The 22789-nt window shown below is 64.4% G+C and carries 18 protein-coding genes and 1 pseudogene; 8 read left to right on the top strand and 11 right to left on the bottom strand.

Going from position 1 to position 22789, the window contains the following annotated elements:
• Nucleotides 1-112: 112 nt before the first annotated feature.
• From CHB99_RS06825 to CHB99_RS06810, 4 genes are all read left to right on the top strand, one after another.
• Nucleotides 113-562, top strand: a complete 450-nt coding sequence (locus tag CHB99_RS06825) for an EVE domain-containing protein (RefSeq protein ID WP_042121084.1) — start codon at nucleotides 113-115, stop codon at nucleotides 560-562.
• A gap of 93 nt (nucleotides 563-655) precedes the next feature.
• On the top strand, nucleotides 656-1621 hold the full coding sequence (locus tag CHB99_RS06820) for an HlyD family secretion protein (RefSeq protein ID WP_042121082.1): 966 nt from the start codon (nucleotides 656-658) through the stop codon (nucleotides 1619-1621).
• Nucleotides 1618-4338 carry a ribosome-associated ATPase/putative transporter RbbA gene (rbbA, locus tag CHB99_RS06815; protein WP_042121081.1) on the top strand — a complete coding sequence of 907 codons (2721 nt, stop codon included), beginning with the start codon at nucleotides 1618-1620 and terminating at the stop codon, nucleotides 4336-4338. The genes CHB99_RS06820 and rbbA overlap by 4 nt, the downstream gene beginning before the upstream one ends.
• Nucleotides 4338-5453: an ABC transporter permease gene (locus CHB99_RS06810; RefSeq protein WP_042121079.1), complete on the top strand. Its 1116-nt coding sequence runs from the start codon at nucleotides 4338-4340 to the stop codon at nucleotides 5451-5453. Before rbbA ends, CHB99_RS06810 begins: the two co-directional genes overlap by 1 nt.
• Here CHB99_RS06810 and CHB99_RS06805 read toward each other — a convergent pair whose 3' ends face one another.
• Nucleotides 5454-5861: a flagellar basal body-associated protein FliL gene (locus tag CHB99_RS06805; protein ID WP_042121077.1), complete on the bottom strand. Its 408-nt coding sequence runs from the start codon at nucleotides 5859-5861 to the stop codon at nucleotides 5454-5456.
• A 158-nt stretch (nucleotides 5862-6019) separates the two neighbouring features.
• Between CHB99_RS06805 and CHB99_RS06800 the strand changes: the two genes are divergently transcribed.
• Nucleotides 6020-6997 carry an NADPH:quinone oxidoreductase family protein gene (locus tag CHB99_RS06800; protein WP_042121076.1) on the top strand — a complete coding sequence of 326 codons (978 nt, stop codon included), beginning with the start codon at nucleotides 6020-6022 and terminating at the stop codon, nucleotides 6995-6997.
• Between the two features lie 51 nt (nucleotides 6998-7048).
• Here the strand turns inward: CHB99_RS06800 and CHB99_RS06795 are convergent, their stop codons facing one another.
• From CHB99_RS06795 to trxA, 5 genes are all read right to left on the bottom strand, one after another.
• Nucleotides 7049-7699 carry a gamma-glutamylcyclotransferase gene (locus CHB99_RS06795; RefSeq protein WP_042121290.1) on the bottom strand — a complete coding sequence of 217 codons (651 nt, stop codon included), beginning with the start codon at nucleotides 7697-7699 and terminating at the stop codon, nucleotides 7049-7051.
• 286 nt (nucleotides 7700-7985) lie between these two features.
• Nucleotides 7986-8954, bottom strand: coding sequence for a CDP-6-deoxy-delta-3,4-glucoseen reductase (locus CHB99_RS06790; RefSeq protein WP_042121075.1), 969 nt, complete (start codon nucleotides 8952-8954; stop codon nucleotides 7986-7988).
• Nucleotides 8954-10420, bottom strand: coding sequence for a 4-hydroxy-3-polyprenylbenzoate decarboxylase (gene ubiD, locus CHB99_RS06785; protein WP_042121074.1), 1467 nt, complete (start codon nucleotides 10418-10420; stop codon nucleotides 8954-8956). The genes CHB99_RS06790 and ubiD overlap by 1 nt, the downstream gene beginning before the upstream one ends.
• Nucleotides 10421-10547: 127 nt before the next feature.
• A complete protein-coding gene (rho, locus tag CHB99_RS06780; RefSeq protein WP_009395654.1) occupies nucleotides 10548-11807 on the bottom strand; it encodes a transcription termination factor Rho in 1260 nt (419 codons plus the stop codon).
• A gap of 227 nt (nucleotides 11808-12034) precedes the next feature.
• Nucleotides 12035-12364: a thioredoxin TrxA gene (trxA, locus tag CHB99_RS06775; protein ID WP_042121073.1), complete on the bottom strand. Its 330-nt coding sequence runs from the start codon at nucleotides 12362-12364 to the stop codon at nucleotides 12035-12037.
• A gap of 240 nt (nucleotides 12365-12604) precedes the next feature.
• Between trxA and ppx the strand changes: the two genes are divergently transcribed.
• Nucleotides 12605-14107: an exopolyphosphatase gene (ppx, locus tag CHB99_RS06770; RefSeq protein WP_042121071.1), complete on the top strand. Its 1503-nt coding sequence runs from the start codon at nucleotides 12605-12607 to the stop codon at nucleotides 14105-14107.
• On the opposite strand, the gene ppk1 is transcribed toward ppx, so the two are convergent.
• On the bottom strand, nucleotides 14094-16328 hold the full coding sequence (gene ppk1 / locus CHB99_RS06765; protein ID WP_042121070.1) for a polyphosphate kinase 1: 2235 nt from the start codon (nucleotides 16326-16328) through the stop codon (nucleotides 14094-14096). The genes ppx and ppk1 overlap by 14 nt on opposite strands.
• Before the next feature lie 19 nt (nucleotides 16329-16347).
• Nucleotides 16348-17358: a porphobilinogen synthase gene (gene hemB / locus CHB99_RS06760; protein ID WP_042121069.1), complete on the bottom strand. Its 1011-nt coding sequence runs from the start codon at nucleotides 17356-17358 to the stop codon at nucleotides 16348-16350.
• Between the two features lie 208 nt (nucleotides 17359-17566).
• Between hemB and CHB99_RS06755 the strand changes: the two genes are divergently transcribed.
• A complete protein-coding gene (locus CHB99_RS06755; RefSeq protein ID WP_084702485.1) occupies nucleotides 17567-18211 on the top strand; it encodes a DedA family protein in 645 nt (214 codons plus the stop codon).
• Between the two features lie 501 nt (nucleotides 18212-18712).
• Here the strand turns inward: CHB99_RS06755 and CHB99_RS30060 are convergent.
• Nucleotides 18713-19261, bottom strand: a pseudogene (locus CHB99_RS30060) (sterol desaturase family protein); the annotation flags it as partial.
• Between the two features lie 191 nt (nucleotides 19262-19452).
• Between CHB99_RS30060 and elbB the strand changes: the two are divergent.
• Nucleotides 19453-20118, top strand: coding sequence for an isoprenoid biosynthesis glyoxalase ElbB (gene elbB, locus CHB99_RS06745; RefSeq protein WP_042121066.1), 666 nt, complete (start codon nucleotides 19453-19455; stop codon nucleotides 20116-20118).
• 37 nt (nucleotides 20119-20155) lie between these two features.
• Here the strand turns inward: elbB and CHB99_RS06740 are convergent, their stop codons facing one another.
• Together CHB99_RS06740 and CHB99_RS06735 are read right to left on the bottom strand one after the other, a co-directional pair.
• Nucleotides 20156-20605, bottom strand: coding sequence for a YaiI/YqxD family protein (locus tag CHB99_RS06740; RefSeq protein WP_042121065.1), 450 nt, complete (start codon nucleotides 20603-20605; stop codon nucleotides 20156-20158).
• A 66-nt stretch (nucleotides 20606-20671) separates the two neighbouring features.
• Nucleotides 20672-22567: a cytochrome c/FTR1 family iron permease gene (locus CHB99_RS06735; protein WP_042121064.1), complete on the bottom strand. Its 1896-nt coding sequence runs from the start codon at nucleotides 22565-22567 to the stop codon at nucleotides 20672-20674.
• Nucleotides 22568-22789 lie beyond the last annotated feature (222 nt).

The raw sequence follows: 22789 nt of genomic DNA, 5'->3' as shown, positions 1-22789 counted from the left end.
AGCTCAAAATTGGCGCATTTTCCGACAACACGCGCCCGCAAGCAAACGTTGACGTCAACCGGCTGTCGGTTTGATGCAACAGGTTGTTTCAAGCCTTCAAGGAACTGAATCCATGGCCTACTGGCTGATGAAATCCGAACCCGACGAGCTCTCCATCACCGACCTGGCAAGGCTTGGCGACGCCCGCTGGGACGGCGTGCGCAACTATCAGGCACGCAATTTCATGCGGGCCATGGCGGTCGGTGACGCGTTCTTCTTCTATCACTCCAGTTGCCCCGAGCCGGGCATCGCCGGCATTGCGCGGATCAGCCGCGCCGCCTACCCGGACCCGACCGCGCTGGATCCGCAAAGCCATTACCACGACCCCAAGGCCAACGCCGAGAAGAACCCATGGAGCGCCGTGGACGTCGCCCATGTGGAAACCTTCGGCAAAGTCCTCGGCCTCGGCTACCTGAAACAGCAGACCGCGCTCGCCGAACTGCCGCTGGTGCAGAAAGGCAGTCGTCTGTCTGTGATGCCGGTCACAGCCGAGCAGTGGGCGGCAATACTCAATCTTCGTTGAACGGCGTAGGATCGGGGCTCATTTGACGCGAATCAATCCGCCAGGAACGGCGGCACGTCACAATCAGACGTGTATGCAGCAGGACGCAGAATCATGTCGAAGAGCCAACGCACTCCCAAATTGTTCGCCGGCGCGCTGATCGCGCTGCTCCTGGCCGCCGGAGGCCTGGGCTACTGGAAATCCCTGCATGACCGCCTTCCCGAAGGTCTGGCCATGGGCAATGGGCGCCTCGAAGCGACCGAAGTGCAGATCGCCAGCAAGGTCCCCGGACGCCTCGCCGAGGTACTGGTCCAGGAAGGCGACAAGGTGAGCCGCGGGCAACTGCTTGCCCGTATCGATACCCGTACCCTCGAAGCCCAGCGCACCCAGGCCGAAGCCGAAGTGGCGCGGGCTCGCGAGAACTACGCGGCGGCCCAGGCCACCGTGCAACTGCGCCAGAGCGAGCAGTTGCTGGCCAGCCAGGAGCTGAAGCGGATCAAGGAACTGTTCCAGCGCAAATACGCCAGCCAGCAGTTGCTCGACCAACAGCAGGCGCGTTTCGACACCAGCAACTCGGCGGTGCTGGCGGCCCGCGCGCAACTGGCGGCGATCAAGGCGGCGATTGCCGCCGCCGAAGCCCAGGTTGCCCAGCTGACCAGCGAGATCGACGACAGCAGCCTGCGCGCGCCCCTCGACGGGGTGATCCAGCTGCGCCTGGCCGAACCGGGCGAAGTGCTCGGCGCCGGCGGCCGCGTCCTGCTGCTGATCGACCCCAGCGACCAGTACATGAACCTCTACCTGCCCGCCTCCACCACCGGCCGCTTGACCGTCGGCGACGAAGCACGGGTCGTCCTCGACGCCCTGCCCGGAAAGGCCCTGCCGGCGAAGATCGCCTTCGTCGCGGCCAAGGCGCAGTTCACCCCCAAGCAAGTGGAGACCCGTGACGAACGGCAGAAGCTGGTGTTCCGGGTCAAACTGCGCCTGACCGCACCCGACGCGGTACCCCAGGCCAAGCCCGGCATGCCCGGCGCCGGCTACGTGCGCAGCGCCCCCGTGGACTGGCCGGCCGACCTGCAATGAACGCCCCGGCCCTGCGCGCCAGCGCTATCGCGCATCGCTATGGCACGCTGCACGCCCTGCGGGACATTGCCTTCGAACTGCCCGCCGGCACCCGCTGCGGCCTGATCGGACCGGACGGCGCGGGCAAATCGACCCTGCTCGGCCTGATCGCCGGGGTGAAACAGCTGCAAACGGGTCAACTCGACGTGCTCGGCGGCCCGATCCAGCGCCGTTCGCATCGCGCCAGCCTGTATCCGCGCATCGCCTTCATGCCCCAGGGGCTGGGCGGCAACCTCTATCCGGATTTGTCGATCAGCGAGAACATCCGCTTTTTCGCCACCCTGTTCGGCCTGTCCCGCAGCGAGTGCGACGCGCGCATGCGCACCCTGCTGGAGGCCACCGACCTCGCCCGCTTCGCCGAGCGCCCGGCGGGCAAACTGTCCGGCGGCATGAAACAGAAACTCGGCCTGTGCTGCGCCCTGATCCACGAGCCGGACCTGCTGATCCTCGACGAGCCCACCACCGGTGTCGATCCGTTGTCGCGCCGGCGTTTCTGGGAGCTGGTGGACAGCGTGCGCCAGCAGCGCCCGCAACTGACCCTGTTGGTGGCCACGGCCTATATGGAGGAAGCCGAGCAGTTCGAGCACTGCCTGATGCTCGACCGTGGCCGACTGATCGCCGCCGGGCTCAGCGCGGAACTGGCCCGCGCCACCCCCGGTGGCAAGCTCGACGAAGCCTTCACCCATTTCCAGGGCGACCGCCACCACGCTGCCGAACCCCTGCATATCCCGGCACGGGACGCCGGCGACAGCAGCGTTGCCATCGAAGCCCACGAACTGACCCTGCGCTTCGGCGACTTCACCGCGGTGAACAAGGTCAGCTTCGCCATCGGTCGCGGCGAGATCTTCGGCTTCCTCGGTTCCAACGGCTGCGGCAAGACCACCACGATGAAAGTGCTCACCGGCCTGATGCCGGCCAGCGAAGGCAGCGCCACCCTGCTCGGGCGTTCGGTGGATGCCCGGGACCTGGCGACGCGCAAGCGGGTCGGTTTCATGTCGCAGAGTTTCTCGCTGTACGGCGAACTCAGCGTGCGCCAGAACCTGGAACTGCACGCGCGCCTGTTCGACCTGAGCAAGGCCGAGAGTGTCCCGCGCATCGCCGAACTGATCGAACGCTTCGACCTCGGCGACATTGCCGAACAGCAGTCCGGTGCCCTGCCCCTGGGCCTGCGCCAGCGCCTGTCACTGGCGGTCGCGGTGCTGCACCGCCCGGAGGTGCTGATCCTCGATGAACCCACCTCGGGCGTCGACCCGGCGGCGCGCGACGACTTCTGGCGACTGTTGATCGAGTTGTCGCGGGAACAGGGCGTGACCATCTTCCTGTCCACCCACTTCATGAACGAAGCCCAGCGCTGCGACCGCATCTCCCTGATGCACGCCGGCAGCGTGCTGGCCTGCGACACGCCCGCGGCACTGCAGACGCGGTACGCTGGCGAGACCCTGGAAGACGCCTTCGTCACCTGTCTGGAGCAGGCCCAGGGCGGTGCCCCGCAAACGCCGGAAGCCCGTCTCGATAGCCCCGATGCCCCCGCGAGCCCGCCGCCGCGCTGCGGCTTCAGCCTGACCCGCCTGCTCGCCGTGGCCAGCCGCGAAGGCAAGGAACTGCTGCGCGACAAGGTGCGCCTGGCCTTCGCCCTGGCCGGTGCGCTGTTCATGATGGTGATCTTCGGCTTCGGCATTTCCCTGGATGTGGAAAACCTCGCCTTCGCCGTCTACGACCAGGACCAGAGCCCGCAAAGCCGGGCCTATCTGGAAGCCTTCCGTGGCTCGCGCTACTTCGCCGAGCAGCCGCCGATCCGCAATCCGCAACAACTGCACCAGCGCCTGCAGCGTTCGGAGATCAAGCTGGCCCTGGAGATCCCGCCCGGCTTCGGCCGTGACCTGCTGGCCGGGCGCCAACCGGTGGTGGCCGCCTGGCTGGATGGCGGCATGCCGTTCCGCGCCGAAACCAGCCGCAACTACGTCGAGGCCGTGCACCAGGCCAACCTCGAACAGCTGGCCGCCCTGAGCAGCCCGGCACAGGCGCGCCAGGCACCGGCGAAGCTGGAAACCCGCTTCCGCTACAACCAGGACGTGATCAGCGTGAATGCGATCGGTCCCGGCGTGATGGCCCTGATCCTGGCCTTTATCCCGGCGATGCTCACTGCCCTGGGCATCGTCCGCGAGAAGGAGCTGGGCTCGATTACCAACTTCTACGCCACCCCGCTGACCCGCCTGGAATTCCTCCTCGGCAAACAGATGCCCTACCTGGCGGTGAGCCTGGTCAACCTGGCGCTGCTGGTGGCGATGAACCGCTGGCTGTTCGGGGTGCCGTTCAAGGGCAGCGCCCTGGCCCTGGCCTGCGGGGGCGTGCTGTACCTGCTGGCGACCACCAGCCTCGGCCTGCTGATTTCCGCCTTCACCCGCACACAGATCGCGGCGATCCTCGGCACCATGATCCTGACCAGCCTGCCGACCATCCAGTTTTCCGGACTGATCGTGCCGCGCTCGTCCCTCGACGGCTCGGCGGCACTGATGGGCCAGCTGTTCCCGGCGGGTCATTTCCTCGATATCGCCGTCGGCACCTTCACCAAGGCCCTGGACTTGCGCGAGCTGTGGCCGCAATGCCTGGCGCTGCTCGGGTTCTTCGTCACCTTCACCGGACTGAGCCTGGTCATGCTGAAGAAACAGGAGGCCTGATGCAGCGTCTTGCCCATATCCTGCGCCTTGGCCTGAAGGAACTGACCAGCCTGCGCCACGACAGCGTCCTCCTGCTGTTCCTGCTGTATGCCTTCAGCGTGGCCATCTACATGCCGGCGGCAGGCTCGGTGATCGGCGTGCACAACGCCAGCGTCGCGGTGGTCGACGAAGACCGCAGCCCGGTTTCGCGCAAACTCGCCGAAGCGCTGCAGCCACCGGAATTCCAGGCCGCCGTGCCGCTGGCCTACGAGCAGATGGACCGCAGCCTGGACAGCGGCCTGTTCACCTTCGTCATCGATATCCCGGTGAATTTCCACAGCGACCTGCTGGCCGGGCGCTCGCCGGAGATCCAGATCAATGTCGATGCCACGGCGATGAGCCAGGCCTTCATGGGCGCCGGCTATATCGGGCGGATCTTCGAACGCGAACTGCTCGACTACGCCAACCCCGGCAGCGTCAGCCGCACGCCGGTGCAACTGGAACCGCGGGCGCTGTTCAATCCCAACCTGGAGGGTGGCTGGTTCCTCGCGGTGATCCAGATCGTCAACAACATCACTATCCTCGCCATCATCCTCACCGGTACCGCGCTGCTGCGCGAGCGCGAGCACGGCACCCTCGACCACCTGCTGGTGCTGCCGCTGACCGCGCTGGAAATCATGCTGGCGAAGATCGCCAGCAACGCCCTGGTCGTGGTGCTGTGCACCTGGGTGTCGCTGGAAGTGATCGTGAAATGGGCGCTGGGGGTGCCGCTGGCGGGTTCGCTGGGGCTGTTCCTGGGGGTGACCGCGCTGTATCTGTTCGCCAGTACGGCGCTGGGCATCTTCCTCGCCACCCTGGCGCGTTCGACGCCGCAGTTCGGCCTGCTGGCGATCCCGGTGATCATCCCGATGCTGCTGCTCTCGGGTGGCAGCACGCCGCTGGACAGCATGCCGCAGTGGTTGCAGTGGGTGATGCAACTGTCGCCATCGACCCACTTCGTCAGCCTCGGCGCCGCGATCCTGTTCCGCGACGCCGGGCTCAACGTGGTCTGGCCGGACCTGCTGGCCCTGGCGGCGATCGGCCTGGCGTTCTTCGCGATCGCCCTGGCGCGCTTTCGCCGCAGCCTGGCTTCGTGATTACTGGACGATCAGGTTGTTGAACAGCAGGTCTTCGACGACCGGACGGCCTTCTTCGTTTTCCAGCACCTGCTGGACCTGCTTGAGGGCTTCCTGACGCAGCTTTTCCTTGGCCTCGACATTGCTCATGGCGTCCAGGGTCTGCTGGGTGAACAGCGCCACCAGTTGGTTGCGGATCAGCGGTTCGTGGTGCTTGACCGCGGCGGCATCGGCGTCGCCGGTGATCTTCAGCGCCACGTCGGCCTTGTACACGCGCAGGCGCGGGCTGCCGTCGAGGGCATAGTTGCCGACGAAGGGCGGGGTCAGGCTGATGTAGGACACCTTGGGCGCCGCACCTTCCTTCTCTTCTTCGGCCATCGCCGCTGCTGGCAGCATCAGTGCCAGTACCACCAGGATCCACGCTTTCACGAATTCACTCCTCGAAACAATTGGTCGCCAGCATACCCAGCGCATCCCGCAAACCCAAGCCCGGGCTTATACCGGCCTATTCAGGCCAGGCCTGCTCGTTGACCCGGAATCTCGCATACCTACACTTATCGGCCACCACTCGCAAAGGAATAGCCCTGATGAAAGCCGTGTTGTGCAAAGTCCATGGTCCGGCCCGCGACCTGGTGCTGGAAGACGTCGCCAGCCCGACGCCGAAGAAGAACGAGATCCTCCTGGACGTACATGCGGCCAGCGTCAACTTCCCTGACACCCTGATCATCGAAGGCAAGTACCAGTTCCAGCCGCCGTTGCCGTTTTCCCCTGGCTGCGAGGCGGCCGGGGTGGTGGCGGCGGTGGGCGAGAATGCCGGGGCCTTCAAGGCCGGCGACCGGGTCATGGCCCTGACCGGCTGGGGCAGCTTCGCCGAGCAGGTGGCAGTACCGGCCTACAACGTGTTGCCGATCCCCGACAGCATGGACTTCGTCACCGCCTCGGCGTTCGTCATGACCTATGGCACCTCGATGCACGCCCTGCGCCAGCGCGGCCAGTTGCAGGCGGGCGAAACCCTGCTGGTCCTCGGCGCCTCCGGCGGCGTGGGCCTGGCGGCGGTGGAAATCGGCAAGGCCATGGGTGCGCGGGTGATTGCCGCGGCCAGCAGCGCGGAGAAACTCGAAACGGCGAAAGCCGCGGGCGCCGACGAGGTGATCGACTACAGCCAGAACAGCCTCAAGGACGAAATCAAACGCCTGACCGGCGGCAAGGGCGTCGACGTGATCTACGACCCGGTGGGCGGCGACCTGTTCGAGCAGGCCGTGCGCGGCCTGGCCTGGAATGGCCGCTTGCTGGTGGTGGGTTTCGCCAGCGGACAGATTCCCCAGGTACCGGCAAACCTGGTGCTGCTCAAGGGGGCGGCGGTGATGGGCGTGTTCTGGGGCTCGTTCGCCCAGCGCCAGCCGGCGGACAATGCGGCGAATTTCCAGCAGTTGTTCGCCTGGTTCGCGGAGGGCAAGTTGAAGCCATTGGTGTCGCAGACCTATCCGCTGGCGGAGACGGGGAAAGCAATCGAGCACCTGGCTGCCAGGAAGGCGGTGGGCAAGTTGGTGGTGAAGGTCAGGTAAGACCGGGAGGGCCAATCGCTGGCAAGCGGAACGCCGCCAGCGATGAGGCCATCAAGCCTGGCCCTGAGAGTGGCAGCGCTTGTAGCGTTCCTCCAGACCCCGGTCCGGCATCGCATGGCTGCGCAACGCCGCCAGGGTCTGTTCCACATACTCCCGGGTCGTGCCATAGCGCCCCTTGGCGCTGGCGAAAATGTGGCTGAGCAGGCTGTCCGGCAGATTCCCCGCGTAGCACGGCAGATGCCGCTCCAGCACGAAGCCCAGGGCCTGCACCTTGCTGCCGTCGTCGAGCCGGCAGCTCAGCCAGTGCGGGCGATAGGCCGGGTAGGGCATCTCCCGCTGCCACAGGGCCAGCAGCGAATCCTGCAACGACTCTTCCGGCAGGCGATAGGCGAAGCCGCTGCACGAACCACCGCGGTCCAGGCCGAACACCAGACCGGGGCACTCCGGCGTGCCGCGATGCTCATGGGACCAGAGATACAACCCGCGGTGATAACCATGCACCCGCCCGCGACGGCGCTCGGCCGACTGGCACTCCGGGCGCCAGATCAGCGAACCGTAGGCGAACAGCCAGACCGGCCCGCCCTGATGCAAGGCCATGGTCTTGCGCACGGACTCAAGAAGTTGTTCCCGGGACAATTGCTGTCCGAAATCAAGTACCGGCGGATACGCCAGGGGAAAGGGTGCTGGTTCGAGTACCGACATGTTCGCCGCCAAAGATCCTCGTGAAATACCGAAGTACTTCACTATAAAGCCAAGCCGCTCGCTGAACACTTACCGTACGGCAGATAACACTGCTTTAACAAGCCCCGTCGCATCCAGAACCCCTGTCCGCCGGGCATTTCAGAAAGTTCGACTGTACTCTTGCAAGTGTAGCGACAGTTTTTCGCGGTGTGCGCAACAATTAAGGAGGGTGGCGTTCTTATAAGCTTTACTTGCGCGCTTGGTTATTTAAAACGGCGCGTCATTGCAACGCGCCTTATTACCAAAGTTAGCCACGCGGGGCATAAGCGAAAACATCGGCACGCATCTGATGCGCATCCATCCCCGCGTCGACCAGGGCGTCGAGCGTGGCATAGACCATGGCCGGCGAGCCGCTGGCATAGACATGGATGGACGACAGGTCGTCGATGTCTTCGCAGACCGCCTCGTGCAACAGACCGCAGCGCCCCTCCCAGCCACACAGGTCGCTGACGACCTTGTGCAGGAACAGGTTGGGCAGGCGCTGCCACTGCGCCCATTCCTCGATCTCGTAGAAATCCTCGGGCCGCCGCACGCCCCAGTACAGGTGTACCGGATGCTGGAAACCGCGGATCCGGCAATGCTCGATCAGACTGTGCATCTGCGCCATGCCGGTGCCGGCCGCGATCAGCACCAACGGGCCATCCGGCAACTCGGCCAGGTGGGTATCGCCGAACGGCAGTTCGATGCGCGCCATGCGATCACGCTGCAACTGGGCAATCAGACTCTGGGCACTCTGCTCCCGGGCCAGGACGTGCAGTTCCAGGTCGCGCCCGCGATGCGGGGCCGAGGCCAGGGAAAAAGCCGCCTTGTCACCGCCCTCACGCTCGATCATCAGGTACTGCCCAGCGTGATAGCGTGGCGCCTTGCCCGCCGGTGCGCGCAGGCGCACGCGCCAGACATCGCCACCGACCTCAGTGCAATCACTGACCTGGCAAGCCAGCGTGCGCACCGGCAGCTCACCCAGGGCGAGCACGCCGTCCCAAAGCAGGACGCAGTCTTCCAGCGGCTCGGCGATACAGGTGAACAGCTCACCGTGATCGCGCACTTCGCCGTTCTGGCGCACCCGGCCTTCCACCAGCAGCGCGGCGCAGATGTGGCAATTGCCGTTGCGGCAGCTCTGCGGGCAGTCATAGCCCAGGCGCTGCGCCGCTTCCAGAATCCTCTCGCCCGGGTTGAGGGTCATCACCGCCCCGGACGGCTGCAAGGTCACCTGCATCACTCTATTCCCAACTGGTTCCACAACTCATCGATCCGCTTGGTGACGGCTTCGTCCTTGACGATGACCCGGCCCCATTCGCGGGTAGTCTCGCCCGGCCACTTGTTGGTGGCGTCCAGGCCCATCTTCGAGCCGAGACCCGAGACCGGCGAGGCGAAGTCCAGGTAGTCGATCGGCGTGTTGTCGATCATCACCGTGTCGCGCTTGGGGTCCATGCGCGTGGTGATGGCCCAGATCACGTCGTTCCAGTCCCGCGCATTGACATCGTCGTCGGTGACGATAACGAACTTGGTGTACATGAACTGTCGCAGGAACGACCAGACGCCCAGCATTACGCGCTTGGCGTGGCCGGGGTACTGCTTCTTCATGGTCACCACCGCCATGCGGTACGAGCAACCTTCCGGCGGCAGGTAGAAATCGGTGATCTCGGGGAACTGCTTCTGCAGGATCGGCACGAACACTTCGTTCAGCGCCACGCCGAGAATCGCCGGCTCATCCGGCGGCCGGCCGGTGTAGGTGCTGTGGTAGATCGGCTTGGTGCGGTGGGTGATGCGCTCGATGGTGAACACCGGGAAGCTGTCGACTTCGTTGTAGTAGCCGGTGTGGTCGCCATACGGGCCTTCCGGCGCGGTCTCGCCCGGATGGATCACGCCTTCGAGGATGATTTCCGCGGTGGCCGGGACCTGCAGGTCACTGCCGCGGCACTTCACCAGTTCGGTGCGGTTGCCCCGCAGCAGACCGGCGAAGGCGTATTCGGACAGGGTGTCCGGTACCGGGGTGACCGCGCCGAGGATGGTCGCCGGGTCGGCGCCCAGGGCCACGGCCACCGGGAACGGCTTGCCGGGGTTCTTCTCGCACCATTCGCGATAATCGAGGGCACCGCCACGATGGCTCAGCCAGCGCATGATCACTTTGTTGCGGCCGATCACCTGCTGGCGGTAGATACCGAGGTTCTGCCGCTCCTTGTTAGGCCCGCGCGTGACGGTCAGGCCCCAGGTGATCAGCGGCGCGACGTCGCCCGGCCAGCAATGCTGGATCGGCAGCATGGCGAGGTCGACATCGTCGCCCTCGATGACCACCTCATGGCACGGCGCATCCTTGACCACCTTCGGCGCCATGGCCACGACCTTCTTGAAGATCGGCAGTTTCGACCAGGCGTCCTTCAGACCTTTCGGCGGCTCCGGCTCCTTGAGGAAGGCCAGCAGCTTGCCAATCTCGCGCAGTTCGCTGACCGACTCGGCACCCATCCCCATGGCCACCCGCTCCGGGGTGCCGAACAGGTTGCCGAGCACGGGAATGTCGTAACCGGTGGGACGCTCGAACAGCAGTGCCGGCCCCTTGGCCCGCAGTGTGCGGTCGCAGACTTCAGTCATTTCCAGGACCGGCGAAATGGGGACCTGGATGCGCTTGAGTTCTGAGCGCTGCTCCAGGCCACGGATAAAGTCGCGCAAATCGCGATACTGCATGCGTGAGCCTCGTGTTGGCCGTATCGGTCGGGGTGGGCAGTGTAGCGCCGAACCGGGCGAGTCAGAATAGTCTGAAGGACAGATAGCAAAAAGCCGGGTTTCCCCGGCTCTTGCACATGGCGAGTGCTTACTTGCGCTTCATCGACAGGAAGAACTCGTCGTTGGTCTTGGTCTGCTTGAGCTTGTCGACCAGGAACTCGATGGCGGCGATCTCGTCCATCGGGTGCAGCAGCTTGCGCAGGATCCACATGCGCTGCAGTTCGTCGTCGGCGGTCAGCAGCTCTTCGCGGCGGGTACCGGAACGGTTGATGTTGATGGCCGGGAACACACGCTTCTCGGCGATGCGACGGTCCAGAGGCAGTTCCATGTTGCCGGTGCCCTTGAACTCTTCGTAGATCACTTCGTCCATCTTCGAGCCGGTTTCGACCAGCGCGGTGGCGATGATGGTCAGCGAACCGCCTTCCTCGATGTTGCGCGCGGCGCCGAAGAAGCGCTTCGGTTTTTCCAGGGCGTGGGCGTCGACACCACCAGTGAGGACCTTGCCGGAGCTCGGGATCACGGTGTTGTAGGCACGGGCCAGACGGGTGATGGAGTCGAGCAGGATGACCACGTCCTTCTTGTGCTCGACCAGGCGCTTGGCCTTCTCGATGACCATTTCGGCCACTTGCACGTGACGGGTCGGCGGCTCGTCGAAGGTCGAGGCGACCACTTCACCGCGCACGGTGCGCTGCATCTCGGTCACTTCTTCCGGGCGCTCGTCGATCAGCAGGACGATCAGGTGGCACTCGGGGTTGTTGCGGGTGATGTTCGCCGCGATGTTCTGCAGCATGATGGTCTTGCCCGCTTTCGGCGGGGCGACGATCAGGCCACGCTGGCCCTTGCCGATCGGGGCGCAGAGGTCGATCACACGACCGGTGAGGTCTTCGGTGGAGCCGTTGCCGGCTTCCATCTTCAGCCGCTCGTTGGGGAACAGCGGCGTCAGGTTTTCGAACAGGATCTTGTTCTTCGCGTTTTCCGGACGGTCGAAGTTGATGGTATCGACCTTCAGTAGTGCGAAGTAACGCTCACCCTCTTTCGGTGGCCGGATCTTGCCGACGATGGTGTCGCCGGTGCGCAGGTTGAAACGACGGATCTGGCTTGGCGAGACGTAGATGTCGTCAGGGCCGGCCAGGTAGGAGGAGTCCGCCGAACGCAGGAAGCCGAAACCGTCCTGGAGAATCTCCAGCACGCCGTCACCGGAAATTTCCTCGCCGCTTTTAGCGTGCTTTTTCAGCAGGGAGAAAATCACATCCTGCTTGCGCGAACGGGCCATATTTTCTATGCCCATCTGTTCGGCCATTTCGAGCAGATCGGTAATCGGCTTTTGCTTGAGTTCAGTCAGGTTCATAAGGGGAATGGAGTAATCATGTATGAAGGGAGAGATTAAGCATCTGGCTTAATGAAGCCGCGCCGCGGGAGGCGAAAGATCGCGTACTGAATTCGAATTGGAATGCGGCGACGGGCGTGCAGGGGGCACTGGAGAAACAGTGCGAGGCCGAATGTAACACCTGCTTTTTCTGGCGTCTAGTCACCAGAAAGAGAAAAGCCCCGACAATTGCGGGGCTTTTCCGAGGCTCACAGATTAGCGTCGATGAAGGCTGCCAGCTGGGATTTGGACAGGGCGCCAACCTTGGTGGCCTGGATGTTGCCGTCCTTGAACAGCATCAGCGTCGGGATACCACGTACGCCATGTTTGCTAGGGGTTTCAGCGTTCTGGTCGATGTTCAGCTTGACGACGGTCAGGCGGCCTTCATAGCTGCTGGCAATCTCGTCCAGGACCGGAGCGATCATTTTGCACGGGCCGCACCACTCAGCCCAGTAGTCCACCAGTACAGGGCCTTCGGCCTTGAGAACGTCGGCTTCGAAGGAAGCGTCGGTGACGTGTTTGATAAGATCGCTGCTCATGGAAATCTCCAAGGTCGGAAGCAAAAAACGTCGCCCATCATAGCCGCCCTGCCTGTCGACAGGAAGTCGCAACCGATTGAGTCTAACTATGATAGTTGATGACCCAGCGTATCGACTGTCACACAGAAGTCATATTTCTTACGCAAAACTGCGCCATATCAAGCCCGGGATTACCGCGCGTTGGCGTAAGCCGACTATCGTGGCAGGATTGCCAGGTTAACGACCGAGAAGCCAACTACCATGCCCCATTCCACCGCCAAGAACCTCTCCCTGATCGCCGCCATCGACCTTGGCTCCAACAGTTTCCACATGGTTGTAGCCAAAGCCCATCACAGCGAGATCCGCATCCTCGAGCGCAATGGCGAAAAGGTTCAACTGGCGGCCGGTATCAATGAAGAGCGTCAGCTCAGCGAAGAATCCATGCAGCGCGGTCTCGACTGCCTGAAGCGCTTCTCCCAACTGATCAACGGCATGCCACCGGGCTCGGTGCGCATCGTCGGCACCAACGCCCTGCGCGAGGCGCGCAACCGCGGCGAATTCATCCGCCGCGCCGAAGAAATCCTCGGCCACCCGGTGGAAGTGATTTCCGGCCGCGAAGAAGCCCGCCTCATCTATCTGGGCGTGTCCCATACCCTCGCCGACACCCCGGGCAAGCGCCTGGTGGCCGACATCGGCGGCGGCAGTACCGAATTCATCATCGGCCAGCGCTTCGAACCGCTGCTGCGCGAGAGCCTGCAGATGGGCTGCGTCAGCTTCACCCAGCGCTATTTCCGCGACGGCAAGATCACCCCGGCGCGCTACGCCCAGGCCTACACCGCGGCGCGCCTGGAACTGATGAGCATCGAGACCGCCCTGCACCGCCTGGGCTGGGACGAAGCCATCGGCTCTTCCGGGACCATCCGCGCCATCGGCTCGGCGATCAAGGCGGGTGGCCTGGGCAGTGGCGAAGTCAACGCCGAGGGACTGGCCTGGCTCAAGCGCAAGCTGTTCAAGCTCGGCGAGATCGACAAGATCGACTTCGACGGGGTCAAGCCCGACCGCCGGGCGATCTTCCCGGCCGGCCTGGCCATCCTCGAAGCGATCTTCGATGCCCTCGAACTGCAGCGCATGGACCACTGCGACGGCGCCCTGCGCGAGGGGGTGCTGTACGACCTGCTCGGCCGCCATCACCACGAGGACGTGCGCGAGCGCACCCTGACCTCGCTGATGGAGCGCTACCACGTCGACCAGAGCCAGGCCGCGCGCGTCGAGCGCAAGGCATTGCATGCCTTCGACCAGGTGGCCGAGGCATGGGATCTGCAGGACGGTATCTGGCGTGAACTGCTGGGCTGGGCGGCCAAGGTGCATGAAGTGGGCCTGGACATCGCCCACTACCACTACCACAAGCACGGCGCCTACCTGATCGAACACTCCGACCTGGCCGGCTTCTCCCGCGAGGACCAGCAGATGCTGGCCCTGCTGGTACGCGGCCATCGCCGCAACATTCCCAAGGACAAGTTCGCCGAGTTCGGCGACGAAGGCGTGAAGCTGATTCGCCTGTGCGTGCTGCTGCGCTTCGCCATCCTGTTCCACCACATCCGCGGCACCCAGCAGATGCCGAAGGTGGAACTGCACGCCAGCGGCGACAGCCTGGCGGTCGCCTTCCCGGATGGCTGGCTGCTGGAAAACCAGCTGACCCAGGCCGACTTCGACCAGGAGGCCGAGTGGCTGACCCGGGTCGGCTTCATCCTCAGCGTACGATAAGCACCGGGTTGCTCAGGCGCTCCAGCAGGGTCGCCTGGGCACTGCGCGGGTTCTGGTTGCCGGTCGGCGAGCTGCGCACGTAGCGACCGTCCGCCTGCAGGATCCACGCATGGGTGTTGTCGGTCAGATAGCCTTCCAGCTCCTTCTTCACCCGCAACAGCAATTTCTTGCCTTCCACCGGGAAACAGGTCTCGACACGCTTGTCGAGGTTGCGCTCCATCCAGTCGGCACTGGACAGGAAGATCTGCTCATCGCCGCCATTGAGGAAGTAGAAGACCCGGGTGTGCTCGAGGAAGCGGCCGATGATCGAGCGCACATGAATGTTGTGCGACACGCCGGCAATACCCGGACGCAGGCAGCACATGCCACGCACCACCAGGTCGATGCGCACGCCGGACTGGCTGGCCTTGTACAGCGCGCGGATGATCTTCGGATCGGTCAGCGAGTTGAACTTGGCGATGATGTGCGCCGGTTTGCCTTCCAGGGCGAACTGGGTTTCCCGGGCGATCATGTCGAGCATGCCTTTCTTCAGGGTGAAAGGCGCGTGCAGCAGCTTCTTCATGCGCAGGGTCTTGCCCATGCCGATCAGCTGGCTGAACAACTTGCCGACGTCCTCGCACAGGGCGTCATCGGAGGTCAGCAGGCTGTAGTCGGTATACAGGCGGGCGTTGCCGGCGTGGTAGTTGCCGGTGCCCAGGTGCGCGTAGCGGACGATCTCGCCCGCTTCACGACGCAGGATCAGCATCATCTTGGCGTGGGTCTTGAAGCCGACCACGCCATAGATGACCACAGCACCGGCGGCCTGCAGACGGCTGGCCATCTGCAGGTTGGATTCTTCGTCGAAACGCGCGCGCAGCTCGATGACCGCGGTGACTTCCTTGCCGTTGCGCGCGGCATCCACCAGGGCATCGACGATTTCCGAGTTGGCGCCGCTGCGGTAGAGGGTCTGGCGCACCGCCAGGACGTGCGGGTCCTTGGCCGCCTGGCGCAGCATGTCCACCACCGGGGTGAAGGACTCGAACGGGTGCATCAGCAGGATGTCCTGCTTGCTCACCACGCTGAAAATGTTCTCGCTGTTCTGCAACAGCTTGGGGATCGCCGGAGTGAACGGCGTGTACTGCAGCTCCGGGTGACTCTCCAGGCCGGTGATGCTGAACAGGCGGGTCAGGTTGACCGGACCGTTGACCTGATAGAGCTCGTTCTCGCTCAGGCTGAATTGCTTGAGCAGGTAGTCGGACAGGTGTTTCGGGCAGGTATCGGCGACTTCCAGACGCACCGCGTCACCGTAGCGCCGCGAGAACAGCTCGCCGCGCAGGGCGCGCGCGAGGTCTTCGACGTCCTCCGAATCCAGCGCCAGGTCGGCGTTGCGGGTCAGGCGGAACTGGTAGCAGCCCTTGACCTTCATGCCCTGGAACAGGTCGTCGGCGTGGGCGTGGATCATCGACGAAAGGAACACGTAGTTGGCGCCGGGGCCACCGACGTCTTCCGGCACGCGGATGATCCGCGGCAGCAGGCGCGGGGCCGGGATGATCGCCAGGCCGGAGTCGCGACCGAAGGCGTCGATGCCTTCCAGTTCGACGATGAAGTTCAGGCTCTTGTTCACCAGCAACGGGAACGGGTGGGTCGGATCGAGGCCGATCGGGGTGATGATCGGCGCGATCTCGTCGCGGAAGAAGCGACGCACCCAGGTCTTGAGCTTGGTGGTCCAGTGACGGCGACGGATGAAGCGGATCTGGTGCTTTTCCAGCTCCGGCAACAGCACATCGTTGAGGATCGCGTACTGGCGATGCACTTCGCTGTGCACCAGGTCGCTGATGCGCGCCAGCGCCTGGTGCGGCTGCAGGCCGTCGGCACCGGCCTGCTCGCGGGCGAAGGTGATCTGCTTCTTCAAGCCCGCAACACGAATTTCGAAGAACTCGTCCAGGTTGCTGGAGAAGATCAGCAGAAACTTCAGCCGCTCCAGCAAGGGGTAGGACTCATCCAGCGCCTGTTCCAGCACGCGGATGTTGAACTGCAACTGCGACAGCTCGCGATGGATGTACAGGCTGCTGTCATCCAGGCCCGGCACGGCAACCGCCGGCACGGGCGCGACCGCCGGCGCTTCCGCCGCTGGCGCCGGCACCACTTCGGGCTCCGGCGGGGTTTCCAGCATCGGCTCGGGTGCGGCCGGTACTTCCTTGACGTCCTTCACAGCGGCTTCGATCAGTGCTTCGTTATTCATCTTGCGTTCCTGAAGGGCGTTACTGCCCTCTCATCAATTGTGCGGCGCGTACAGCGAAATACGTGAGGATGCCGTCGGCTCCCGCCCGCTTGAAGGCGGTGAGCGATTCGAGAATGACGCCCTCGGAGAGCCAGCCATTCTGGATCGCTGCCATGTGCATCGCGTATTCGCCGCTGACCTGGTAAACGAAGGTCGGCACCTTGAACTCGTCCTTGACCCGCTGAAGGATATCCAGATATGGCATGCCTGGCTTGACCATGACCATATCGGCGCCTTCGCTGAGGTCGGCGGCCACTTCATGCAGCGCCTCGTTGGTATTGGCCGGATCCATCTGGTAGGAGGCCTTGTTGGCCTTGCCCAGATTGAGCGCCGAACCGACCGCATCGCGGAACGGACCATAATAGGCGCTGGCGTACTTGGCCGAGTAGGCCATGATGCGGACATTCACATGGCCGGCCAGTTCCAGGGCTTCGCGGATGGCCTGGATGCGACCGTCCATCATGTCCGAGGGGGCCACCACCTGGGCACCCGCCTCGGCATGAGACAGAGCCTGGCGCACCAGGGCATCGACGGTGATGTCGTTCTGGACGTAGCCCTCTTCATCGAGGATGCCGTCCTGACCGTGGGTGGTGAACGGGTCGAGGGCGACGTCGGTGATCACCCCAAGCTCCGGGAAACGGGCGCGCAGGGCGCGGGTGGCACGCTGGGCAATGCCGTCCGGGTTCCAGGCTTCGGCACCGTCGAGGGATTTCTTTTCCGCCGGGGTTACCGGGAACAGGGCCAGCGCCGGAATGCCCAGGTCGACCCACTCGGCCGCCGCTTCCAGCAGCAGGTCGATGCTCAGACGCTCGACGCCCGGCATGGAGGCGACTTCCTCGCGGCGGTTTTCACCGTCCAGGACAAAGACTGGCAGGATCAGATCGTCGACGGTCAGAACATTCTCGCGAACCAGGCGACGGGAAAAGTCATCGCGGCGGTTGCGACGCAGGCGGGTAGCGGGGAACAGGCGATTGGCGGGGGTAAAGCTCACGGCAGACTCCTGAGCCCGCGCGAACAGGCGGGCGCGACAGTTATAAGCGGCCATTATGACGCTTGTGTGACAGGCAGAGGTAAGCCTGCGACCTACAGACGCAGTCATTGTCCCCTGTAGGAATTGTTCACGTCGAGACACATTTGGACACTTTCCCAAGAGCGCTCGAAGGGGTAGGCTTCGCGTTCATTTCGCCAGCATCCAGAAAATGCTTCAACAATTCCTGCAAGATTTTGGCTACTTTGCCCTTTTTCTAGGTACGTTCTTTGAAGGCGAGACCATCCTGGTGCTTGCCGGATTCCTGGCGTTCCGTGGCTACATGGATATCAACCTGGTGGTGCTGGTGGCGTTCTTCGGCAGCTACGCCGGCGACCAGCTCTGGTACTTCATGGGCCGCCGTCATGGGCGCAAATTGCTCGCGCGCAAGCCGCGCTGGCAGATGATGGGCGACCGCGCCCTGGAGCATGTGCGCCGCCACCCGGACATCTGGGTCCTGAGCTTCCGCTTCGTCTACGGCCTGCGCACCGTAATGCCGGTGGCCATCGGCCTGTCCGGTTACCCACCGCGCCGCTACCTGCTGCTCAACGGCATCGGCGCGGCGATCTGGGCGCTGGCCCTCGGTGCCGCGGCCTATCATTTCGGCGCGATTCTCGAAGGCCTGCTGGGCAACGTGAAGAAATACGAACTATGGGTGCTCGGCGGCCTGCTGCTGCTCGGTGGCTGCCTGTGGCTGCGCCGGCGCTTCAAGGCCGCGCGCATCGCCAGGCGCGAAGCGGCTGACGTACAGGCCGATCAGGCTGAGCAGGCTGTAAGCGAGCAACCCGACCCATCCGAGCGCGGTGACCGGCCCTAGGCCGCTCCACCCCGCCAGGGCGAACGCCGGCAGGTTCAGCGCCAGCCGCAGCAGTTCCAGACGCAGTGCCCAGGGACGGTTCTCCAGCGCCGTCCCCAGCACGAACAGACCGAAGCCCATCACCCCCGCGCCGAGCAGCAATGCCGCTACCGGCAGCCGCGCGCCCGCCTGCATCAGATAGCTGCCCAACGCCACATACACGGCGAACTGCAGTACCACGTAGAGCTGCCGCGGCCAGGCCAGCGGCACCTCGAACTTGCGGAAATCGAGCAGATTCTGCTTCGCCTGTGGATAACGTCGCGCCACATCGTCCGGGCGCCAACCGGTGGGCATGAACCAGATGCGCAGCTTGTCCCGCCAGCGTTCGGCATGCCGCGCGTCGCTCCACAGCTGGGCGTAGAACTGCAGGTTGGCCCATAGCGGATTCCAGCTCGCCAGGGGGGTGGTCACCCCGAAAATCACCGGCTCGGCGTCGTCCTCGGGCTGGAAGGTGCCGAACAGGCGGTCCCAGAGAATGAACACCCCACCGTAGTTGCGATCCAAGTACAAAGGATTCTGCGCATGGTGAACGCGATGATTGGACGGCGTGACGAACAGCCACTCGTACCAGCCCAGTTTCGGGATGTGCCGGGTATGTACCCAGAACTGGTACAGCAGGTTCAGCGCGCCGACGCTGACGAACACCAGCAGAGGCACACCGAGCACCGCCAGCGGCAGGTAGAAGATCCACGACAGGAGGAAGCCGGTGCTGGTCTGGCGCAACGCGGTGGAGAGGTTGTAGTCCTCGCTCTGGTGATGCACCGAGTGCGCGGCCCAGAGGATGTTGCGCTCATGGCCGAAGCGGTGCAGCCAGTAGTAGCAGAAGTCGTAGGCGATGAAGGCCAGCACCCATACCCACCAGGCCTCGGCCGGCAGCTGGAATACGGCCAGATGCTCCACCGCGACCGCGTAGGTCACCAACCCCACGCCCTTGGTCAGCAGGCCGAAGGTGGTGGACAGGACACCCGCGCTCAGGCTGTTGACCGTATCGGCCACCCGGTAATTGCGCATGCCCCGGAAGCGATCGGCCAACAGTTCCACCGCGATCAGAATGAAGAAGAACGGCACGGCGTACAGGATGAAGTCCATGACAGGTCCATTTTCAGGCGATGGATCAAGATTAGGCCGACAATGCTGTAATCCCTATGGCGACAACTGCCAAACTAGACGACATTTAGCGCCTCGAATCGGGAGTAGGAAGCATGACCAAAAAAGTTGCTGTGATTCTGTCAGGCTGCGGCGTCTACGACGGCGCGGAAATCCACGAGAGCGTGATCACCCTGCTGCGCCTCGATCAGCGTGGCGCCCAGGTGCAGTGCTTCGCGCCGAACATCGCGCAATTGCATGTGATCAACCACCTGACCGGCGAGCAGATGCCCGAATCGCGCAATGTCCTGGTGGAGTCGGCACGCATCGCCCGCGGCAACATCAAGGATCTGCGCGAAGCCGATGTCGACGATTTCGATGCGCTGATCGTGCCCGGCGGGTTCGGCGCGGCGAAGAACCTCTCCAGCTTCGCCGTCGACGGCCCCGGCTGCACGGTGCACCCGGATGTCCTGGTCGTGGCCGAAGCCTTCGCCGAGGCGGGCAAGCCGGTCGGCCTGATCTGCATCTCGCCGGCGCTGGCGGCGAAGATCTACGGCCCGGGCGTGGTCTGCACCATCGGCAACGATGCCGACACCAGCGCGGCCATCGTCAAGATGGGTGGCACCCACGAAGAGTGCGATGTGCATGACATCGTCGAGGACACCCAGCGCAAGCTGGTCACCACCCCTGCCTACATGCTGGCGCAGTCGATCAGCGATGCCGCGGGCGGCATCTACAAGCTGGTGGACCGGGTGCTGGAGCTGACCCACGAAGGCGAGTGACCCCGCGTAAACGCGCCCCTCTCGCAGGGGCGCGGCTTTACCGCGTCAGCCGCGTCAGAATCCGGTCCAGCGCATTGGCGAACGCCTGTTTGTCCTTGTCCCCATAGGCCGCCTGCCCTCCCCCCACCTGCCCCTGCTCGCGCAGATCGGTGAACAGATTCCGCACCGCCAGGCGCTCGCCCATGTTGCGCTCGTCGAACTCGCGGCCACGCGGGTCGAGTGCCGCCACGCCCTTCTTGATCAGCCGGTCGGCCAGCGGCACGTCGCTGCAGATCACCAGCTCGCCTGGCTGCGCATGCTCCACCAGATAATCGTCGGCGGCATCCATGCCACTGGGCACGACGATCAGCTTCACACAGGCGAACGGCGGCTTGGCCTGGGGCCCACCGGCCACCATCACCACGTCGAACTGACGCTTGAGAGCGAATTTGACGACTTGATCCCTGGCCAGCTTCGGACAGGCGTCGGCATCGATCCAGACACGCATGAGGGAGTTATCCACAACGACTTGAAACGGGCGGGCAGTATCGCTGCTTGCCCGCCCCGCTTCAAATCAGGACGCGGCCACGCGACGGGAGGCCAGCCAGCTGCGCCCGTAGAGCACGACGATGGCCAGCAGCGCGGCGGCCTGGGCGGCCAGGGAATAGGCATCGGCGTGGATGCCCAGCCAGTCGAAGTCGAAGAACGGCACCGGGTGGGTACCGAAGACCCCGGCCTCCTGCAACGCCTTGACGCCATGCCCGGCGAAGACCACCGACAGCGCGCAGAGCAGCGCCGCGTTGATGCTGAAGAACAGCGACAGCGGCAGCTTCGCCGAACCGCGCAGGATCACCCAGGCCAGGCCGATCAGCAGCACCAGCGCCGTGACGCCACCGGCCAGCACCGCCTGATGGCCCGCAGGGCCAGCCTGCAGCCACAGGGTTTCGTAGAACAGGATCACTTCGAACAGCTCGCGGTACACCGAGAAGAATGCCAGCACGGCGAAACCGAAACGGCCACCGCCGCCGACCAGACTGCTCTTGATGTAGTTCTGCCAGGCCGCGGCGTGACGGCGGTCGTGCATCCACACGCCGAGCCACAGCACCATGACGCAGGCGAACAGCGCCGTGCAGCCTTCCAGCAGCTCGCGCTGGGCGCCGCCGACATCGATCACGTAGGCCGCCAGCGCCCAGGTGGCGAAACCGGCGACCAGCGCCAGGCCCCAGCCGACGTTGACGCTGCGCACTGCGGCCTGCTGACCGGTGTTGCGCAGGAACGCAAGAATCGCCGCCAGCACCAGGATCGCTTCGAGACCTTCACGCAGCAGGATCAGCAGGCCGGAAATGTAGCTCAGCGACCAGCTCAGGCCGTCGCCACCCAGCAGCCCGGCACAGGCTTGCAGCTTGGCCTTGGCCACCTCCAGCCTGGCCTTGACCTGCTCCACTGGCAGACCGTCCTGCAGGGACTGGCGGTAGGCCATGAGCGCCTTCTCGGTGTCCTTGCGCACCGTGCTGTCGACGTTGTCCAGCGAGCTTTCCACCAGCTCGAAACCTTCCAGATAGGCCGCCACCGACAGGTCGTAGGCCTGCTCGTGGTCGCCGCCCTGATAGGCCGCCAGGCTCTTGTCGAGGGTGCTGGCGGTGTAGTCGAGCAACTGGCCCGGCCCCCGCTTGACCTGCGGCGGCTTGGCCCGCTGGGCGCGGAAGGTCAGCAGTGCGTCGGGGCCCTGGCTGGCTTCGACTTCGGCCGGGGTCTGCCGGGCCAGGTCGCCGAGACTGAACGATGAACCGCTGGCGGCCCTGGCCGGATCGGCGGTGAAACTGGCGATATAGGTGGCCAGGTCCCAGCGCTGGCGCTCGTCGAGCTGATCGGCGAAGGACGGCATGTCGGTGCCTTCGATACCCAGCCCGAGGGTGTTGTAGAGATCGTAGAGGCTCAGACGGTCGAGTCGCGCCGCATCGCGCAGATTGGCCGGGGCCGGCTCCAGACCGACACCCGCCGGGCCGTCGCCGGCACCGCTGTCACCATGGCAGACCGAGCAATGCTGGGCGTACAGCGGCGCGCCGCGCGTCGGATCGGGGGTGATCAGGGGCGCCAGGGCAACCTCGTAGGCCAGCGCCAGCTCGGCCCCCAACTGCCGGGCCTGACGGGCCACGCCGGCGCCGTCCTGGCGCTCGTCGATGGCCTGGCGCAACGCGACTGCGCCGTCTTCCAGCGCCTTGCGCTGGGGACGCTCGGGCAAGGCGGCGAGCAGGCCCTGAAGGGTGCCGATGAATTCCAGCTGTTCGTGGTATTCGGACGTATCGATGACCTTGCCGGACTCGACGGTGGCCGGGTAGTCGGCGCCGATGTAGTCCAGCAGGTGCAGGGCTTTTGCCGCTCCTTCGACAGGTTCGGCCAGTGCCATGGCACTACCAAGGGCCAGCACTGGCCACAGCAGCCAGGCGATCAAGCGGGAACGGGAATTCATGGAGCGGTCTCGGACGTCAGCGATGAGGCGAATATTGTCGACCGCTGTCCGGACAGGCTCAAGGCGAATCGTAAAAATTAGCAACAATTTCATCAATTGCCACTTTCATCACGTCGGAAGTTACCGTTCATCCAACACTTCGGGGATAATGGCACCCGTAATGGCACTCATCGACTGTAACAATCAGCGCGCCTGGGTCGACGGGAATTCGCGCTTAATATG

Source organism: Pseudomonas japonica (assembly GCF_900188455.1).
Lineage (GTDB): Bacteria > Pseudomonadota > Gammaproteobacteria > Pseudomonadales > Pseudomonadaceae > Aquipseudomonas > Aquipseudomonas japonica.
The sequence above is the reverse complement of the archived record's forward strand: the minus strand, read 5'-3'. Positions and strand labels throughout refer to the sequence as shown.

What these genes read in the sequence shown, in the direction of transcription:
- rho (WP_009395654.1), bottom strand. Translation starts at nt 11,807, where the DNA reads ATGAACCTGACTGAACTCAAGCAAAAGCCGATTACCGATCTGCTCGAA.
- CHB99_RS06740 (WP_042121065.1), bottom strand. Translation starts at nt 20,605, where the DNA reads ATGCGTGTCTGGATCGATGCCGACGCCTGTCCGAAGCTGGCCAGGGAT.
- rbbA (WP_042121081.1), top strand. Translation starts at nt 1,618, where the DNA reads ATGAACGCCCCGGCCCTGCGCGCCAGCGCTATCGCGCATCGCTATGGC.
- ppx (WP_042121071.1), top strand. Translation starts at nt 12,605, where the DNA reads ATGCCCCATTCCACCGCCAAGAACCTCTCCCTGATCGCCGCCATCGAC.
- CHB99_RS06820 (WP_042121082.1), top strand. Translation starts at nt 656, where the DNA reads ATGTCGAAGAGCCAACGCACTCCCAAATTGTTCGCCGGCGCGCTGATC.
- ubiD (WP_042121074.1), bottom strand. Translation starts at nt 10,420, where the DNA reads ATGCAGTATCGCGATTTGCGCGACTTTATCCGTGGCCTGGAGCAGCGC.
- trxA (WP_042121073.1), bottom strand. Translation starts at nt 12,364, where the DNA reads ATGAGCAGCGATCTTATCAAACACGTCACCGACGCTTCCTTCGAAGCC.
- CHB99_RS06795 (WP_042121290.1), bottom strand. Translation starts at nt 7,699, where the DNA reads ATGTCGGTACTCGAACCAGCACCCTTTCCCCTGGCGTATCCGCCGGTA.
- CHB99_RS06735 (WP_042121064.1), bottom strand. Translation starts at nt 22,567, where the DNA reads ATGAATTCCCGTTCCCGCTTGATCGCCTGGCTGCTGTGGCCAGTGCTG.
- elbB (WP_042121066.1), top strand. Translation starts at nt 19,453, where the DNA reads ATGACCAAAAAAGTTGCTGTGATTCTGTCAGGCTGCGGCGTCTACGAC.
- CHB99_RS06810 (WP_042121079.1), top strand. Translation starts at nt 4,338, where the DNA reads ATGCAGCGTCTTGCCCATATCCTGCGCCTTGGCCTGAAGGAACTGACC.
- CHB99_RS06825 (WP_042121084.1), top strand. Translation starts at nt 113, where the DNA reads ATGGCCTACTGGCTGATGAAATCCGAACCCGACGAGCTCTCCATCACC.
- CHB99_RS06790 (WP_042121075.1), bottom strand. Translation starts at nt 8,954, where the DNA reads ATGCAGGTGACCTTGCAGCCGTCCGGGGCGGTGATGACCCTCAACCCG.
- CHB99_RS06755 (WP_084702485.1), top strand. Translation starts at nt 17,567, where the DNA reads ATGCTTCAACAATTCCTGCAAGATTTTGGCTACTTTGCCCTTTTTCTA.
- CHB99_RS06800 (WP_042121076.1), top strand. Translation starts at nt 6,020, where the DNA reads ATGAAAGCCGTGTTGTGCAAAGTCCATGGTCCGGCCCGCGACCTGGTG.
- ppk1 (WP_042121070.1), bottom strand. Translation starts at nt 16,328, where the DNA reads ATGAATAACGAAGCACTGATCGAAGCCGCTGTGAAGGACGTCAAGGAA.